We start from the raw sequence: 18621 nt of genomic DNA, 5'->3' as shown, positions 1-18621 counted from the left end.
AGAAGAGAAGAATTACATCAATACATTGGCTAAACTGATACCAACCACACATCCGACAACTACACCGATTAGACCCGGCATCATAAAGCTGTGGTTGAAATAGTATTTACCGATTTTGGTTGTACCGGATACGTCAAAATTGACGGTCGCAATGTCTGATGGGTAGTTAGGAATAAAGAAGTAACCATAGGTTGCAGGAAGTAAACCAACCAATAACGGAGCTGGCAATCCCATAGCGATACCTACCGGTAATAACATTCTTCCGGTTGCAGCTTGGCTGTTGATAACAACGGATACAGCGAAGAGTGCAAATGCGAATGTCCACGGATAAGCCTGAATCATTTCGGTGATACCGGCTTTGAAAGAAGGCATTGCATAAGTGAAATAGGTGTCACTCATCCACGCGATACCATAAATAGCAATTGCTGCTACCATACCTGATTTAAACACTACGCCGTTTGGTACTTTCTTAGGATCAGTTTTAGTTAGAAGCAGAATTACACCGGCGAAAGCTAGCATCATCATTTGAATGATGACACCCATTGAAATCGCTTTTGATTCTCCGATAGTACGGATTGCTGGAATCATTGCCACGATTACGATACAAACTAAGGCAAAAAGGAATAACAATACGGAATTTTTTGCTGAAGCCGGCAATGTTTCATTTAAACTGGTACTGGTAGTACTTTGAATTAATTTTCTCCATTCTGGATCTTGCAAACGACGTTGATATTCTGGATCATCTTTTAACTCTTTACCACGGCGTAAGCTATAAAGTGAAAGTGCCAACACTCCACAAAAAGTTGCTGGGATAGTGATAGATACGATGGTTAATAATGTAATGTGAGAGAATCCTGGGAGTTCTGAGATTTGCCCTAAATAGTAAACTACTGCTGCGGAAATTGGGCTGGCGGTAATTCCAATTTGTGAAGAAACGGATGCCGCTGCCATAGGACGTTCCGGACGGATTCCGTTTTTCAAGGCAATATCGCCTATAATCGGCATAATGGTATAAACGGCGTGACCTGTTCCCAAAATCACAGTCATAAAATAGGTAACCATTGGACCGAGAATAGTGACACGTTTAGGGTTACTACGAAGAATACGTTCCGCAATCTGTAACATATATTTTAAACCGCCGGCGGCTTCAAGCACGGAAGCACAGGTAACAACGGCGATAATAATTAACATCACATCAATTGGCGGGGAAGATGGCGGCATACGTAGGATAAAGACTTCGACTAACAGACCGATACCGGAAACGACCCCTAGCCCGACGCCACCAAAACGGCTGCCGACATAGAGGAAGAACAGCAACAGAATAAATTCAGCATATAGCATAAAAACCTCATAAAAATTGTTGGAAAGATAACTAAACTGGGGTAATCATAATGAAAGCGTAAAAGATCGCAACAGAAATTTTAAAAAAATTAATAAAATTTCAAAAAAAGTTTACCAATATCAATTTTAGGTTAAGTTTTAAACAAAAATGTAAGGTCGGTTACATTTTTAACAGAAAGTGTAGGCAGAGTTGTCGCTTCTGGAAAATCAAATAATGATTGTTGTTGGCTGTTAATCCATACCGCTTGGCAACCGCTTTCAATTGCTCCTTGAACATCGGTAACAAGGTTATCGCCAACGTGTAATATCTGTTGCATCGTGCATTGAAAATGATGAGCTGTTTGTTGGAAAAGATCTGGATGGGGTTTAGCTCTTCCGTGTTCACCACCACGTAAAATCAGTTGAAATTGATCCAAGCCAATTCTAGGTGGATAAACATTGCCGTTGCTAATGGCAACGAGAGGGTAATGTTTTGCAAGTTCTGTTAAAAATTGACGATTTTGTGTCGGAACATTAATTTTATGTCGCCATTCGATAAACAATTGCATACTTTGTTGAATAATGTTTTCAATATCGGCGTCTTTTATGCCTTGAGCTTGAAGTAGATGTGTTGCTGCGGTTTCTCGCCATACAATTACATCTTCATAGCGAATTGGATCTTGTTGAAAAAGTTGTTGTTTATAATTTTGCCAATTATTGATATCAATTGATGCCAGTTGTTGCAGGCAATCAAGAAATGCTTGTTCTGCTGCTCTGATCACAAAATAGTTATCGTATAAAGTGTCATCTAAATCGAAAGTTATCACTCTAATTGGTTGTAATTGGCGGTAAAAATGCAACATAACTATTCCTATTTTTTCCGTTTTGCACGAGGATGTGCGGAATCATAAACTTGCGCTAAGTGTTGAAAATTAAGGTGTGTATAAATTTGGGTGGTGGAGAGGTTTTCGTGTCCTAACAACTCTTGCACGGCGCGTAAATCCGAACTGGCTTCCAACATATGAGTGGCGAAAGAGTGGCGCAATTTATGCGGATTTAAATGGGCATTTAATCCTTGTTTAATGCCCCATTGTTCAAGGCGTTGTTGAATGGCAGAGCTGGTGAGGCGATGCCCTAAATGGCTGATAAACAAGGCATTATCTTGAGGATTGAATTGTAATCTTACCTCCAACCATTGATGTAACGCACCAGCGGCATAACGCCCAAATGGCAAAATACGCTCTTTGTTACCTTTACCTAAAACTTTTAATTCTCTCGCTTTAAAATTAATGTCTTCCAAATTGAGTCCTCTTAATTCGGAAAGACGTAAACCAGAACTGTACATCAATTCCATAATAGCTTTATCACGCAGTGAAAGTGGATCTTTACTTTTTATATCAAGTAATTGAGAAATAGATTCTGCATCAATACTTTTGGGTAGTCGTTTGCCAGCCTTTGGGGCGGAAATTCCATCAGTTGGGTTGACCTTAATTTGTTGATTGCGTAATAAAAATTGAAAGAAACCGCGCAGACTGGAAAGACGTAACGCCAAACTATGTTCGTGCAAACCTGATTTTTTCCCTTGTGTCAGGATAAATCTAATCACGCTCCCGTCCACTTGTCGCCAATCAGTAATGCCTTCATTAGTTAATAATTCAACACAAGCAACAATTTGTTGTTGGTAACTTTGCAACGTTTTCGCACTTAGCTGACGTTCAATACGCAGATAATCCCAATATTTTTCTAACCAATCTTGTAACATAACTATGCTTTCTTTGTTAACCATTGTTCGATTAATGGTTCAATTAAATCAACAATGGTTTCTAAAAAATCAGTTTTTTGACTACGATAGAAGTGATCTTCATTATGTGAGCTAAACACTAATACCGAATGATAAGGTTGATGATTCTGTTTTAATAAACAGAGAGCAACGGAACCGACAGGCAGTTCTTCAGGTAAAAATAACAATGATTTTTCTCGATTAGTAAGTTTTCCGAGATAAAAAGATTGCAAACCGAAACGTTCTAATCGAATGATTTCAAAAGCTTTTCTATCGATCCAATATTGCGCTTTAATCTCATTTTGTTCTTCCCAAACATCTTTGAGTAATAAAATTTTTGCACTTTTTAATTCTAATGCTTTTGCCCATTGGTTAAGATTTTGATTGGCTTTTGTAAAATTACCTGCTTGTAATAGTAATTTTTGCAAAGGCAACAAACTAAAAAAAAGCTCTTCATTCTGCTGTACGGTATTGCCAATTTGATAGAGCTGTTGCTCTAGTGTTGCGATTTTTTCACGTTGCCGCCCCAATTGTGCTTCCACTAAGGAAATCATCCCTTTACGTTGATGAGGAATTTGCATTTTATCCAATAATAACAAATGACGAGCGAAAAAGTCGGAATGATCATTTAAATAATCGTGAATTTGTTGCTCAAAATCAGCATTGATTTCACTCATAATTTCCCCTTAAAGCTGAATATTGCCGTCGTAAACAAAAGTTGCATCACCAGTCATATAGAGTGGATAACCAACACCTTGCCATTCAATAGTAAGTTTTCCTCCCGGTAATTCGACTTCGACTTGATTGTCGAGCAGCCCTTGCATAATACCGACCGCCACCGCCGCACAAGCACCGGTTCCGCAAGCCTGAGTTTCGCCAGCACCACGTTCAAAAACGCGTAATTTAATTTGTTTACGGTTAAGCACCTGCATAAAACTGATATTGGCACGAGCTGGAAAACGTTCGTGATGTTCAAGCAAAGGTCCAAGTTGCTCAACATTGGCGGTTTTCACGTCTTCAACTTGCAACACACAGTGTGGATTACCCATTGAAACGACACCACAAAGTACAGTTTGAATATCGGTGCGTAAAATGTAGTTCTTCTCAAATTTGTTGGCAATAAAAGGCACTTTTGCCGGCTCCCAAATTGGCTCACCCATATTAACACGCACTGTTTCATCATCATTGACTATTAAAATGATTTTACCTTTTGCTGTACTGACATTAATCTCTTTTTTATTGGTTAAGCCTTTAAGACGAACAAAACGGGCAAAGCATCTGGCACCGTTACCGCACTGCTCCACTTCGCTGCCATCTGCATTGAAAATCCGATAATGGAAATCTAATTCCGGATCGTAAGGTGGTTCTACTAGTAATAGTTGATCAAAACCAATCCCACGATTTCGATCTGCTAAACGACGGATAACATCTTCAGAAAAATAGACGCTCTGTGTAATGCCATCAACGACCATAAAATCGTTGCCTAAGCCGTGCATTTTAGAAAACTGCATATTTACCTCTAGCTTAAAATTTAATGTGATTATTATAGAGAGTTCGGTTGATAAAGTCTAAGCGGATCAATTATCAAATCCATTGGTAAAGCTGTTTATTGAGGCTTAATACGCTATACTAATGTGCAAAAAAATAATGGATTTTAGTTATGGCAAAACTCTATTTTTATTACTCTTCAATGAATGCAGGAAAATCAACTACTTTATTGCAATCTTCTTATAATTATCGTGAACGGGGAATGAATACCTTGGTTTATACCGCAGCGATCGATAATCGTTATGGTGTTGGTAAAGTGACTTCTCGTATCGGAATTGAAGAGAAGGCACAGCTATTTGAGCACCAAACGAATTTATTCGTAGAAATTGAAAGTGTTAATCAACAGCAACACCTCGATTGTATTTTAGTAGATGAGGCTCAGTTTTTAACTAAAGCTCAAGTCTATCAGCTTAGTGAAGTGGTTGATAAATTAAATATTCCAGTGTTATGTTACGGCTTAAGAACTGATTTTCAGGCGGAGCTATTTGAGGGAAGTCGTTATTTGTTAGCGTGGGCGGATCAACTGGAAGAACTGAAAACTATTTGTTATTGTGGTCGTAAAGCCAATTTTGTATTACGCTTAAACGAGCAGGGCGAAGTGATCAAAGAGGGACATCAGATTCAAATTGGTGGTAATGATCATTATTTGTCAGTTTGTCGCCGTCATTATAAAGAAAAAATGGGTTGTTAATTTCTAACAGGATTTTGTTATGACGTTTTCATCAATTGTTACGCCAAATCTAAATCAAACAAAACATATTGTTGCGATCGGCGGCGGACACGGCTTGGGAAGAGTAATGTCCGCTCTAAGTTTTATGCGTTCTCGTTTGACCGGAATTGTAACAACTACCGATAACGGTGGGTCAACAGGACGTATTCGATTGCAATTCGGCGGCATTGCTTGGGGTGATTTGCGTAATTGTCTTAATCAGATTATCACCACGCCGACCACGGCTTCAGAACTGTTTGAATACCGTTTTGAGGGCGAAGGCGAGCTTGCCGGGCATAATTTAGGCAATTTAATGTTAAAAGCATTGGAAAATATTAAGGTAAGACCGTTAGATGCCGTAAATTTGATCCGTGAACTGCTTCACGTTGAGCCTTTTATTATTCCAATGTCGGAACAGCCGGCGCATTTAGCGGCGCAGCTGGCAAACGGTGAAAAAGTGGTCGGTGAAGTCAATGTAGATAAACTGGATGCGATTCCGCTGCAGTTAAGTATTGAACCTGATGTGGCGGCAACGGAGGAGGCGGTAACCGCGATTAATCGTGCTGAAGTTATTCTATTGGGGCCGGGTAGTTTCTTTACCAGCATTATACCGCCGTTGTTGTTGTCGGAAATTAAAACAGCATTGCAACAGAGTACGGCAGTAAAAATTTTTATTGATAATCTCGGCTTGGAGCTTAGTCCGTCAGCACAATTAAATTTAGTACAACGCATTGATTGGATTCATAATTATATTGGTAGTAAAGTGATTGATGGCATTATTACTGATGCCGATCTTTCATTACCAAGTGATTTTCGCCGACAATATTGTATTTTAAGCCGCAAATTGAATGCCGATGATATCAGTTATCGCCACGATAGAGCCTTATTAAGTATGGCATTGGAAGATATGCTGGAAATGGTAAGAATTCAACAGAAACGGTTTGAGGAATAAAGTATATGCACGTTGTGTACATATACTTTTAGTCGATTATATAGTCGATTATAGTTGCTTAGACCGGTTGTCCGATAATACTTCTGGTGTCTAAATTCACTTCAGTTAATTGAATATTGAGTTTATCGGTAAGTTGATAGCGACGTTCGCCCTTAATATAAAGTGCAATATCATCACTATTAACTTCAATTTCTTCTTTTTCGTTGTGAATTAATGACATAGGAACAAAGATCGTCGCACCGTTTTCAAGTAGCTGTACTCGTAAACCACCACGCATAATATCAATAATTTGTGCTTGATAAATTGTCTTTTCAGCGATTTTATCGGTAAGGTAAATGCAATAAAGCCAATCGGCAATATCACGTTCAACCAACCTATTTTGTTTACGAGCCTCCTGTAAGCGTACCAATATTGCATCATCAATCACGCTAGGTGTTTGTTGCTGTAGAATCGCTTTAATGGCACGGTGATTGACCATATCGCAATATTTACGGATTGGTGAAGTCCAGGTGGCATATTCAGGTAAGCCTAAACCGAAATGTGGGGCAACTTCTGTTTTAAATTCTGCAAAAGTAAGGTAACGACGTAATCTTGCTTCAAGATACTCTGCGCCAAGATGATCTAAATCGTGTTGCATATCACAATAACCTTGTAGGGTTGCCAATTGTTCAGGTGCATAACGAGGAGTAAGCTGATCACTATTATCATCCGTTGCTAGGTGGTTGAGTAAAAAAGCACTGGCGGCACTTAAGAATTTGCTATCAAAACCGCTATGCGTATTGAAAATTGCCTCTGCTTGGTGTTGAGCTAAGAATTTAGCAGCGCAACTGTTGGCTATAATCATACATTCTTCAACGATACGATTAGCAATACGGCGATGCTCGGCACGAATTTCTGCCACAGCACCATTCTTATCCAGAATGAAGTTATAATCTGGACGATCTTTAAACATAATCGCATTTTTGGTACGCCATTCAATTCTTGCCAAACTGAACTGATGTAAATAGTCAATTTGTGTTTTAACTACTTCATTTTGGGGTTGCCAACTATTTTCTCGGTTTTCTAGATAATCGGAAACGGCATCATATGCCAATTTTGCTTTAGAGCGAATCCACGCCAAGCTAAAAATTGGAGCAGCACTTACTGCACCTTGCATATCAGTTTCAATCTCACATACCAATGCCGGACGTTTTTCGTTTTCCATCAATGAACAGAGATCATCCGATAATTCGCGTGGCAACATTGGAATGTTGAAGCCGGGAAGATAGTTAGTAAAACAGCGTTGTTTCGCATCAGCTTCAATTTGTGAATTCAGTGGAATATAGGCAGTCGGATCAGCAACGGCAACACTAAGTTTCCAGCCAATTTGCTGCTGATTTTCAAGAATCGGTTTGATAGTCAATGCATCATCCATATCTTCGGTAGTTTCCGAATCAATGGTAACGAAATTTAGATCGGTAAGATCTTGACGGATTGAGGTTTCTTCAAATGGATACTCGTTTAAACCGGCAACCGCAGTGCGAGGTTGTTGATGACGAGCAAGTGTTACCCACCACGCAGTTTGTGGGTCATCAGCGTGACAGATAAATTGGGTAACTTGTGCAAAGAAAAAACGATTATCACGTAATGGGTGCGTTTTTAATTCAGCGACAACCCAATCGCCAGTGCTCAATGTTTCCTTCACTTTTTTATGCTGATTGGCAGAAATAGCCGATTTAATATTGGGATGATCAACTAAGAGTTGTAACTTATTCTCTTTGTTAAAACGGACTCTGGCTATAAAACGAGTTAGCATCGGTTCAATCAGACTGTCTGGTTCTGCCTGCTCTTTATCACCGACAGTATCGATTAATGCTTTAATTTTGTCGCCGTGCATCAATTTTTTCATTGCTTGTGGTGGAATGAAATAACTTTTTTTATCACACTCTAAAAAACCGAAAGCTTTATCAGTGGCTTTTACCACGCCTTCAACGTGTGGTTTGCTATCGCGGATTTGTTGTTTGAGTTGGCTAAGAAGAGGATTATCAAGAAGCATAAAAATTCCAGTTTAAGAAAAAATTTGCTCCGTTAGAATATAACGGAGCAAGTGTAAATAAGTGTTAAATTAAGCGAGTTCCAATTCACTCATTGCAACGGTGCTAAAGCCAGCATCAACGTGAACCACTTCACCGGTGATGCCTGCTGCCAAGTCAGAACATAGGAACGCAGCTGTGTTACCAACATCTTCAATGGTAACGGTACGGTGTAATGGAGCAGTATTTTCGAAATGTCCTAACATTTTCTTGAAATTTTTAATACCAGAGGCTGCTAATGTCCGGATCGGACCAGCTGAAATTGCATTAACACGTACTCCCTCTTTACCTAATGCAGATGCCATATAGCGAGTATTAGCTTCAAGAGAAGCTTTCGCCAATCCCATAACGTTATAGTTAGGAATGGCTCTTTCTGCTCCTAAGTAGGAAAGTGTTAATAATGCTGCACCTGGATTAAGATTTGCGCGTGCCGCTTTTGCCATTGCTACAAAACTGTAGGCACTAATATCGTGAGCGATACGGAAACCTTCACGATTTACGGCATTAACATAATCTCCGTCAAGCTGATCACCAGGTGCAAATGCAATTGCGTGGACAAAACCATCAAATTTATCCCAATGTTTTTTTAGTTCGGCAAAACAGTTTTCAATGCTTTCATCGGTGCCAACATCGCAAGGGAGCACGATAGATGAACCCAACTCTTTAGCAAATTCCTCAACACGACCTTTTAATTTGTCATTTTGATAAGTAAATGCTAATTCCGCACCTTCGCGGTGCATTGCCTGTGCGATACCGTAAGCAATAGAACGATTGCTTGCCACACCGGCAATTAAAATACGTTTATTTGTTAAAAATCCCATAATTTTTCCTATCTTTATTATTGCAAAAAACGAGCGGATTATATCAGAAATCAAGATTTGAACAAATCAGACCGATAGACGATATAAATTAATTTGACGCTTTGTTAGGTAAATGAAGTATAAAAAATTGGGTTTTAAGCCGGATTATCAATGTCTTTAAACAATACTTCGATATTGTAATTTTGTTGCAGCCATTCACCTAGTGCTTTAATGCCGTAACGTTCGGTGGCGTGATGACCGGCGGCAAAAAACTGAATATCCTGCTCTCTGGCGGAATGCACGGTCTGTTCGGAAACCTCGCCGCTGATAAAAGCATCACAACCTTTGCTTGCCGCTAAATCGATATAACCTTGACCGCCGCCGGTACAAATTCCGATTTTTTGAATCGGTTTTTCTGGTTGATTGGCACAATGCAAGCATTCACGCTTTAAAAGCTGATTAATGCGTTGTGCAAATTCAGCTCCGCTTATCGCTTGTGGCAATGTTCCCCACATCGGAATAGAGTTGGGAACATCTTCCAACGGTTGCAAATTCTCGATACCTAATAAGTTTGCTAACTGTGCATTATTGCCTAAGGTAGGGTGAATATCTAAAGGCAGATGATAAGCATATAGATTGATGTTATTTTGTAGTAATGCTTTGATCCTTTTTCCTTTCATTCCACGGATACACGGATTTTCATTTTTCCAAAAATAACCGTGATGAACCAAAATAGCATCGGCATTGACAGTAATGGCATAGTCAATTAAAGCTTGTGAAGCGGTAACACCGGTAACGATTTTGTTGATATTAGCGTTGCCTTCAATCTGCAAACCATTCGGTGCATAATCATTGATTTTTGTGCTGTTAAGTAATTGATTTAAAGCAGTTTCTAATTCTAAATTGTTTAACATAGTATTTTATCCGTTAATATATTGTGAAATGGTGGCGACACGGCGGCGATATAGCTCTTTTTTGATTGCCTGTTTTTGAAAACCGTCCGCAATAATTTGTTGAATATCAACATTTTTCGCTTGTTGATACCAATGTTCCCACTGTTTCTCCTGTGCCAAACTAAAATCGGTAAATATGGCACGATATAAAATATTAAGTTGTTCTAATCTCTGCGGTTTGCGCCAGCAGTCTAACTGATCAAGCAAATCTATCACATCGTTGGCACTGATGTGTTCTGTTTGTGAAAAAGGCAAGATAAACTGCATTGCAAGTTTCGCTAATTCGCTGTAATGCTTAGGTATTTTGTAACGTTGGCATAATTGTTGCACCTTTTCTATCAACTGTTTTCGCTGTATTGCCGATAATGTTTCTGAACTGACCAACAAAGCACAGAACAACACAAAATGAAAGAGTGTGGATTGATCAGGGGGTTGATCTTCTAACAATAAATTTAGCCGTTTCAAACTTTGTGTCAGTAAATCGCATTTACCTTGAAACAGTGATTTAAATTCGGGAAATAATGAAGTGGCACCTATTTTATGTAATATTGAAAAATAGACATCACAACGTGGCGATAATAATGCTTTTTCAGTTTCTAGCCAAATTCGTTCAACGGTGAGATCAGCTAATTCTCCCTGTTTTACCATAGACCTCATTAAATCGATGGTTTCCGGCGCAATAGTAAAATTAAATGCATAAAAACGTGCTGCAAAACGAGCAACACGTAGAATTCGCAATGGATCTTCGCAAAAAGCCGGAGATATATGGCGTAATTTACGTTGTTTTAGATCCTGAATGCCGTGAAAAGGATCATATAAATTGCCGTCAGTATCTTGAGCAATAGCATTAATGGTTAAATCACGACGTTTTAGATCTTGTTCTAACGTAATATCAGGGGAGAAATCACAATAAAAACCGGTATATCCTCGACCATTTTTGCGTTCAGTACGCGCTAAGGCATATTCTTCTTTTGTTTGTGGGTGGAGGAAAACCGGAAAATCTTTTCCCACTTGGATATAGCCTTGGTGTAATAGCCATTCAGGAGTAGCGTGAACGACCAACCAATCTCTATCTTTGACCGGTAATCCTAAAAGACGGTCACGCACTGCACCACCAACTAAATAGATTTTAATTTCTTCTGTCATTACCAACGATCTCTACGTCTTCTCGGAATGATCATAGGAATAATCAGTCCTAAAATTAAACCGACAGCAAGCACAGAACCGCCGTAAATAAACCAACGGATAATCAAACCGCGTTTTTCAGAATCTAACATTGCTTCAAGATCTTTATTCTTATTTTTTAGAATTTCGACTTGGCGATTAAGTTGAGAATTCTGCTCTAATAATTCGCTGCTCTGTTTTTCAGCTTGTTGAGTTCGACGTTGCATTTCGTTGGTACGTTGTTGCCAGTCGTTATTAATCCGATTCAGTCTTAACGTCAACTCATCAATCTGTTTTTGCAAAACCGGCAGTTGTTCTTTACTACTTGCCTTTGGCGTCAGCTCACTGGTTAAAATCCAACCTTCACGATTACGGCTATCCCTGATTTGAGTGTATTTATCTTTTTTATTTAAAATAGTGACGGCTTCACCTGATTTAATTGTACCGACGAGTTTGAATTGATCACCTGCTCCTTTACGCAAATAGGTATTCAAATTTTCTGATACATATTGAGTTTCTGCATTTGCACTGAAACCGATGCCTAAAAAAGCAAGTAAGATGAGAAGTAGAGAGATAATTTTCTTCATCAATAACTCCTAAATGGTTGAAATCACGTCGCTCATAGTGGTGTAATTTAATTAATTTGGGAAAGTCATAATCCTTCCCAATCAGGGTAATTTATCGTGTAATACTTTATGTGTTGCTCTGTGTATTGAAGCAATAGTAATAAAACAAGAAAGTGGCTAAATATTTAATTAGTATATTTAGCCTCAATTATGGAGATTATTTTACAATAATATCGCTTTAAGGATATAGAAAATTATAATAGAGAAAACTGCTCCGGCAGGCAATGTAATAATCCACGAAGAGATAATATTGCGGATAACGGTTAGGTTTAATGCTGCGATACCACGAGCAAAACCAACTCCTAAAACTGCTCCGACTAAGGTTTGTGTTGTGGAAATTGGTAAACCGGTGCCGGATGCTAAAATAACGGTGGTTGCTGTTGCAAACTGTGCAGCGAAACCACGACTTGGTGTTAAATCGGTAATACCTGTACCGATGGTTTCCATTACACGTTGCCCCATCACTGCCAAACCAGCGATAATACCCAACGCACCTAATGGTAATACCCACCACGCCATTGTCGTTTTGCCGGCAATAACGCCTCCGTGATCAATAATGGAAACGACAGCAGAGAGTGGACCAATTGCGTTGGCAACATCATTTGAACCGTGAGCGAATGCCATAGAGCAGGCGGTTAATAACATTAAGATACGGAATACTTTTTCTACCGCACCGAAGCCGGCACTGGCTTTCTTTTCAAAAGATTGACTGCGTAAGTAGATAAAACAAGCGATAATGGCGATAACACAAAGTGCTAATGAAATAAGGAAAGTTTCACCGTTAGAGAGATGTAAACCGATATGTTTTAAACCTTTTTTAATGGTAACCAACGAAATGATAAAAATGGTTAACCCCATATAAAACGGTGCAAACTGTTTTGCATTTAATAATGGGCTGTCGGTATCGAAAATCAATTTTTGCGTGCTGACGAAAATGAGATAAGCAATAATACCGGCAATAAACGGGGTAATAATCCAGCTGCCGAAAATCCCCAATAGACTGCTCCATTCTACCGCATCACTGCCGATGGTTACGCAGGCGAAACCGACAATCGCACCAATAATCGTGTGTGTGGTGGAAACCGGCCAACCTAAGCGTGAAGCCAACACCAACCAGAAACCGGCAGAGAGCAAAGCACCCATCATTCCTAACACCAGAATATCCGGTTGATGAATAAAGAGTGTTGGATCGATAATACCATCTTTAATGGTTTCCGCTACTTCACCACCGGCTAAATAAGCACCGGCACCTTCAAAAATAATTGCAATTATAATTGCTTGACGTGGAGTAATTGCTTTTGAGCCGACAGAAGTTCCCATAGCATTTGAAACGTCATTGGCTCCAATTCCAAATGCCATTAAAAAGCCAAAGACGGCAGTCAAGATAACTAGCAGAGTGCTGTAATTAGATAATGTTTCCATAATGAACCCTAATTATTAAAGTAGCGTTATTGTATTATGAACGCGCTAACATCAATTCAATGCGAGAACCAACACGCTGTGCTTGATCTGCCAATATACCGACCCATTCGATAATTTTGTATAAGAACATCATATCAATTGGATTATAAGAAGCCTCCAGATCAAGAAGGGTGCGACGTAGAACAATCTGCATATGATCGGTATCATCTTCAATTTTATCCAATTCATTGATCATATCGTTGACGAAGTTTACTTCACGTCCTCTAAAGCCGGTTTCAAGCAACTGATCCATCTCATCGATCACTCGGCGCGCTTGATCACTGGAATCCAAACTACGGCGCACATAAGCTAAAAATTCAGTTTGAATTTGTTCGGGAACGTGTAACTTTCGACCAATGACGCGACCTGAAATATCTTTTGCATAGTTCGCCAATTTATCTAATTGCGTAACCAGCTCCAATAAATCACCACGTTCAACCGGCATAAAAATACCGCGAGGCAGTTTTAAGCGAATTTCACGTTTTAATAAATCAGCTTGTTTTTCTAATTCTGAAATTTTATTACGAATTTGCTGTGCGGTATCCCAATCATCGGCATAACAGGCTTCGAAGAAAGGAATTAGCATTGCACAGGCTTCATTAACTTTGGTGGAATGTTTTTGCAATGGTTTAAGGGGGGATTGGGCAAATAGACCAAGAATATTATTGATTGCCATAGACATCTCCTTAATTGAGTTTGTTGGCAGTAGCGCCGGATAAAAGCTGGCGCGAATTTTACAATAGACTATTTCCTACTGACAAGATTTTATTTTATACAGCGGTAGCAAAATTTGTTAAAGTAACGAAATTGATAAAATTAGGTAAGAGAATCGAAAAAAATGCAAGAAATAGAGCTGAAATTAACGACAAATCAAGAGGTTATCAATAGTCTGAAACAGGAATTGAGTCATTTTCGTTTATTAAAGCATTATCAGGTAAGCAGTCAAAATTGTTATTTTGATACGGAAGACCACTTTTTTTCACAGCAAAAAATGGGGTTGCGTGTGCGTAATGAAGAGGGTGTTTATACGATGACTTTAAAAACAGCCGGCACAACACAAGGCGGGTTGCATATGCGACCGGAATATAATGTTCGTTTATCGCAACCGCAGCCGGACTTGAAGTTATTTGGTCAATTTTCTGAATTGACATTAGCCCATTCTTATGCGGAGTTGCAATGCTCACTTCAGCCTATTTTTCATACCGATTTTCAACGAGAATATTATTTACTGGAAACCGGTAATGGCACACAGCTGGAAATTGCTATCGATCAGGGTGAAATTAAGGCGAATAATGCGAAAACACCGATTTGTGAGGTTGAGTTTGAATTAAAATCCGGAAAGGTAGCGGATATGCTGAATTTTGTGCAGCATTTTCTTTTTTTGGATGGCATGCGATTAGGGCAAGTCAGTAAAGCGGAACGAGGTTATCGGTTAGCCGGAGTTGCATCAAAAGCGGCATTAATGACGATTGATGAGTGGCGACAATTTCTTGAACAGAGATTTACATCAACCGCACAACAAGTAAATGCACTGTTCCAATATGAACTGAAATTATTAAAAAATTTAGAAAAACTCGATCTTGATCGCATTTCACAGAGTCAAGCAGAAACAACAGCATTAATTGGACTATTCTTCACGCTTTATCAATACAGTTGTGAGCAAGAAGCGTTATTTACGCAGCTTTTAGATGAAGAGTCGTCAACAGAAATGATCGAAATTAACCGGTTTGTATATCAACAAATTAGAAAAATGATTGCTCAACACGTGGAGCAGCAGGATAATCAGCGCGCATTGCAGCAGTTGGTGGAGTTAACTTCTCAAGGAAGATATCTACAAAAAATGATGAATCTATTAAAAATAACATTGAAGTTGAAATAGGTATGGCAAAAGTAAAAACAGCTTATGTATGTAATGATTGCGGCGCGGAATATGCCCGTTGGCAAGGGCAGTGCAGTGCCTGCCACGCGTGGAATACGATCACGGAAGTAAGAATTGCATCGACAAATAGTAAAAACGATCGCTTTAGTGGTTATGCCGGGGCAAGCGGCAGCAAAGTGCAAAAATTGTCGGAAATTAGTTTGTCGGAATTGCCTCGTTTCAGCAGTGGCTTTAATGAGCTTGATCGTGTTTTAGGCGGCGGTATTGTACCGGGCAGCGCAATTTTAATCGGCGGACATCCGGGAGCAGGTAAAAGTACATTGTTATTGCAAGTGATGTGCGGTTTAGCACAATCAATGCCGACGCTCTATGTTACAGGGGAAGAGTCATTGCAACAGGTGGCAATGCGAGCAAAACGTCTGAATTTACCGATGGATAATTTGCAAATGTTGTCAGAAACTTCGGTAGAGCAGATTTGTGTTACGGCGGATCAGCTTAAACCGAAAATAATGGTGATTGACTCAATTCAGGTAATGCATTTGGCAGATATTCAATCTTCACCCGGCAGCGTTTCCCAAGTTAGAGAGTGCGCCTCTTATTTAACACGTTATGCCAAAATGAATCAGGTGGCGATTATTATGGTGGGACACGTTACGAAAGACGGCACCTTAGCCGGGCCGAAGGTGTTGGAACACTGTATCGACTGTTCGATCCTATTGGAGGGAGAATCAGATTCACGTTTTCGCACCCTTCGCAGTCAGAAAAATCGTTTTGGCGCGGTAAATGAATTGGGTGTTTTCGGAATGACAGAACAGGGCTTAAAAGAGGTTAAAAATCCATCTGCTATTTTCTTAAGTCGAGGTGAAGAGCAAACGCCCGGTAGTTCTGTCGTCGTATTATGGGAAGGAACGCGCCCGCTTTTAGTGGAAATTCAAGCATTGGTGGACTACTCCTTGTTGGCAAATCCGCGTCGGGTGGCGGTCGGATTGGATCATAACCGTGTCGCATTGTTATTGGCAGTTCTTCATCGTCACGGTGGCTTACAAATGGCAGATCAGGATATTTTTGTCAATGTTGTCGGTGGTGTGAAAGTGACCGAAACCAGTGCGGATTTAGCATTATTATTAGCGTTAATCTCCAGCTTTCGTAATCGCGCTCTTCCGCGTGATTTGGTGGTGTTCGGAGAAGTTGGCTTAGCCGGGGAAATTCGCCCGGTGCCGAGTGGACAGGAGCGTATCAGTGAAGCGGCTAAACACGGTTTCCGCAGAGCCATAGTGCCGTTTGCCAATCGACCTAAAAACACAATTGAAAATATGCAAGTTTTTTCAGTTAAAAAATTAAGTGATGCTTTGCAGGTGTTGGATGGATTTTAATGATTAATACATAAAATATTTCCGAATAATATTGGTTTTTTACTGTATTTTGTGGTATAAAACGCACCGCCTTTCTGTCGTAAAAATTTGAAAGGTTTAATTTTAATTCACACACATATCGACACTAGCAATCGGGGTGCCAAACGGTCGGTTGTTTAGGGATATGTGGAGGCTAAACCCCAATTGAATAAGGAAAAAATTATGGCACAAGTTACAATGCGTGAGATGCTACAAGCTGGCGTTCATTTCGGTCACCAAACTCGTTATTGGAATCCAAAAATGAAACCTTTCATTTTTGGACCTCGTAATGGTGTTCATATCATCAACTTAGAGAAAACTTTACCTATGTTTAATGCAGCGTTAGAAGAATTAAAACGTATTGCACAAAATAACGGTAAAATTCTTTTCGTTGGTACAAAACGTGCAGCAACCGATCCGGTGCAAGCAGCAGCATTAGATTGCCAACAATTCTATGTAAACCACCGTTGGTTAGGTGGTATGTTGACTAACTGGAAAACAGTACGTCAATCAATCAAACGCTTAAAAGATTTAGAAACTCAATCTCAAGACGGTACATTTGATAAATTAACCAAAAAAGAAGCGTTAATGCGTACTCGTGAGATGGAAAAATTAGAGTTAAGTCTTGGCGGTATCAAAGATATGGGTGGTTTACCTGATGCATTATTCGTTATCGCAGCAGACCACGAACATATTGCAATTAAAGAAGCAAATAACCTTGGTATTCCTGTATTTGCTATTGTTGATACTAACTCTGATCCGGATGGCGTTGATTACGTGATCCCAGGTAACGATGACGCAGTAAGAGCGATTCAACTTTACTTAACTGCAGCGGCAGAAGCTGTTAAAGAAGGTAAGGCTCAGGCTCAAGGTGCAGTAGCTGAAGAAGCTTTTGAAGAATTAGCTGCAGACGCCGAAGCTAAAGCTGAATAATTGTATCGGGATATAATAAGGTTAAATCCCTTATTAACCGCAGTAAATTAACTGGTTAGCAGGGGACTTTTTTAAGTTCCCTGTTTTATAAGTCGAGTAGACAGAGAGGATTTAAAAATGGCTGAAATTACAGCATCATTAGTAAAAGAATTACGTGAACGTACCGGCGCTGGTATGATGGAGTGTAAAAAAGCACTTGTTGAAGCAAACGGCGATATCGAATTAGCAATCGACAATATGCGTAAATCAGGTCAAGCAAAAGCAGCTAAAAAAGCAGGTCGTGTTGCTGCTGAAGGTGTAATCATCGTTCGTATTAAAGATGGTTATGGTGTTGCTGTTGAAATGAATTGCGAAACAGACTTCGTAGCAAAAGATTCAGGATTCTTGGCATTGGCAAACAAAGTTGCTGATTATGCGTTAGAAAATAAAGTAACAGATATTGATGTATTAAAAGCTCACTTTGAAGATGAACGTACTGCATTAGTGGCGAAGATCGGTGAAAATATGAATATTCGTCGTGTTTCTGCAATCAGTGGCGATGCTGTCGGTTCATACTTGCATGGAGCGAAAATCGGTGTATTGGTTGCAGCAAGCAATGCGGATGAAGAATTAATGAAACATATCGCAATGCACATTGCAGCAAGTCGTCCTGAATATGTAAATCCTTCTGATGTTCCAGCAGATGTTGTTGCTCACGAACGTCAAATTCAGGTTGATATTGCAATGCAATCTGGTAAACCTCGTGAAATTGCAGAAAAAATGGTAGAAGGCCGTATGAAGAAATTTACCGGCGAAGTGTCTTTAACAGGTCAACCATTTGTAATGGATCCATCAAAAACTGTTGGTGAATTATTAAAAGAAAAAGGTGCGACAGTATCTAGCTTCATTCGTTTAGAAGTAGGTGAAGGTATTGAGAAAGTTGAATCTGATTTCGCAGCAGAAGTTGCAGCGATGTCAAAAGCCTAATTAATGAGTGAAAAAAGCGAGGAAACTCGCTTTTTTTATAAATAAATTATTTAGTATTTTTGAAATT

The 18621-nt window shown here is 39.5% G+C and carries 18 protein-coding genes; 6 read left to right on the top strand and 12 right to left on the bottom strand.

Annotated features, from left to right (window positions below; all coding sequences use genetic code 11):
- Nucleotides 1-12: 12 nt before the first annotated feature.
- From QV04_RS01945 to dapF, 5 genes are all read right to left on the bottom strand, one after another.
- Nucleotides 13-1341 carry an anaerobic C4-dicarboxylate transporter gene (locus tag QV04_RS01945; RefSeq protein ID WP_039136112.1) on the bottom strand — a complete coding sequence of 443 codons (1329 nt, stop codon included), beginning with the start codon at nt 1339-1341 and terminating at the stop codon, nt 13-15.
- A 131-nt stretch (nt 1342-1472) separates the two neighbouring features.
- On the bottom strand, nt 1473-2180 hold the full coding sequence (locus tag QV04_RS01940) for an HAD-IA family hydrolase (protein WP_065230444.1): 708 nt from the start codon (nt 2178-2180) through the stop codon (nt 1473-1475).
- Between the two features lie 11 nt (nt 2181-2191).
- Nucleotides 2192-3082, bottom strand: coding sequence for a tyrosine recombinase XerC (gene xerC, locus QV04_RS01935; protein WP_039136111.1), 891 nt, complete (start codon nt 3080-3082; stop codon nt 2192-2194).
- 2 nt (nt 3083-3084) lie between these two features.
- Nucleotides 3085-3777, bottom strand: a complete 693-nt coding sequence (locus QV04_RS01930; RefSeq protein ID WP_039136109.1) for a DUF484 family protein — start codon at nt 3775-3777, stop codon at nt 3085-3087.
- A gap of 9 nt (nt 3778-3786) precedes the next feature.
- Nucleotides 3787-4611, bottom strand: coding sequence for a diaminopimelate epimerase (gene dapF / locus QV04_RS01925; protein ID WP_039171633.1), 825 nt, complete (start codon nt 4609-4611; stop codon nt 3787-3789).
- 149 nt (nt 4612-4760) lie between these two features.
- Here dapF and QV04_RS01920 point away from each other — a divergent pair, with 149 nt between their 5' ends.
- Both QV04_RS01920 and QV04_RS01915 read left to right on the top strand, forming a co-directional pair.
- Entirely contained in the window at nt 4761-5339 is a 579-nt protein-coding gene (locus QV04_RS01920; RefSeq protein ID WP_039171630.1) for a thymidine kinase, read from the top strand.
- A gap of 19 nt (nt 5340-5358) precedes the next feature.
- Nucleotides 5359-6309 (top strand): gluconeogenesis factor YvcK family protein, encoded by a 951-nt coding sequence (locus QV04_RS01915; RefSeq protein ID WP_039171626.1) that lies wholly within the window; start codon nt 5359-5361, stop codon nt 6307-6309.
- Between the two features lie 58 nt (nt 6310-6367).
- Here the strand turns inward: QV04_RS01915 and QV04_RS01910 are convergent, their stop codons facing one another.
- From QV04_RS01910 to QV04_RS01880, 7 genes are all read right to left on the bottom strand, one after another.
- Nucleotides 6368-8344: an exoribonuclease II gene (locus tag QV04_RS01910; protein WP_065233122.1), complete on the bottom strand. Its 1977-nt coding sequence runs from the start codon at nt 8342-8344 to the stop codon at nt 6368-6370.
- Between the two features lie 69 nt (nt 8345-8413).
- Nucleotides 8414-9202 (bottom strand): enoyl-ACP reductase FabI, encoded by a 789-nt coding sequence (gene fabI, locus QV04_RS01905; RefSeq protein WP_065230409.1) that lies wholly within the window; start codon nt 9200-9202, stop codon nt 8414-8416.
- 134 nt (nt 9203-9336) lie between these two features.
- Nucleotides 9337-10095, bottom strand: a complete 759-nt coding sequence (locus QV04_RS01900) for a Nif3-like dinuclear metal center hexameric protein (protein WP_065230410.1) — start codon at nt 10093-10095, stop codon at nt 9337-9339.
- Nucleotides 10096-10101: 6 nt separating this feature from the next.
- The gene (locus QV04_RS01895; RefSeq protein WP_039136095.1) at nt 10102-11280 is read right to left on the bottom strand and encodes a phosphodiesterase; all 1179 of its coding nucleotides are present in this window, start codon (nt 11278-11280) and stop codon (nt 10102-10104) included.
- Nucleotides 11280-11885, bottom strand: coding sequence for a TIGR04211 family SH3 domain-containing protein (locus tag QV04_RS01890; RefSeq protein WP_039136094.1), 606 nt, complete (start codon nt 11883-11885; stop codon nt 11280-11282). Before QV04_RS01890 ends, QV04_RS01895 begins: the two co-directional genes overlap by 1 nt.
- Before the next feature lie 201 nt (nt 11886-12086).
- A complete protein-coding gene (locus QV04_RS01885) occupies nt 12087-13346 on the bottom strand; it encodes an inorganic phosphate transporter (protein WP_018345611.1) in 1260 nt (419 codons plus the stop codon).
- 34 nt (nt 13347-13380) lie between these two features.
- On the bottom strand, nt 13381-14061 hold the full coding sequence (locus QV04_RS01880; RefSeq protein ID WP_065230411.1) for a TIGR00153 family protein: 681 nt from the start codon (nt 14059-14061) through the stop codon (nt 13381-13383).
- Between the two features lie 162 nt (nt 14062-14223).
- Here QV04_RS01880 and QV04_RS01875 point away from each other — a divergent pair, with 162 nt between their 5' ends.
- The 4 genes from QV04_RS01875 (at nt 14224) to tsf (ending at nt 18554) form a co-directional block, all read left to right on the top strand.
- Complete coding sequence (locus tag QV04_RS01875) at nt 14224-15264, top strand: inorganic triphosphatase (protein WP_065230412.1); 1041 nt, start codon at nt 14224-14226, stop codon at nt 15262-15264.
- Between the two features lie 2 nt (nt 15265-15266).
- Nucleotides 15267-16637: a DNA repair protein RadA gene (gene radA / locus QV04_RS01870; protein WP_065230413.1), complete on the top strand. Its 1371-nt coding sequence runs from the start codon at nt 15267-15269 to the stop codon at nt 16635-16637.
- A gap of 201 nt (nt 16638-16838) precedes the next feature.
- Nucleotides 16839-17588, top strand: a complete 750-nt coding sequence (gene rpsB, locus QV04_RS01865) for a 30S ribosomal protein S2 (protein WP_021461167.1) — start codon at nt 16839-16841, stop codon at nt 17586-17588.
- A 117-nt stretch (nt 17589-17705) separates the two neighbouring features.
- Nucleotides 17706-18554: a translation elongation factor Ts gene (gene tsf / locus QV04_RS01860; protein ID WP_021461168.1), complete on the top strand. Its 849-nt coding sequence runs from the start codon at nt 17706-17708 to the stop codon at nt 18552-18554.
- Nucleotides 18555-18621 lie beyond the last annotated feature (67 nt).

Origin of the sequence: Gallibacterium genomosp. 1 (genome assembly GCF_001678575.1) — a bacterium.
Taxonomy (GTDB): domain Bacteria; phylum Pseudomonadota; class Gammaproteobacteria; order Enterobacterales; family Pasteurellaceae; genus Gallibacterium.
Note: the sequence above shows the minus strand (reverse complement) of the source record. Positions and strands in the feature narration are given on the sequence as shown.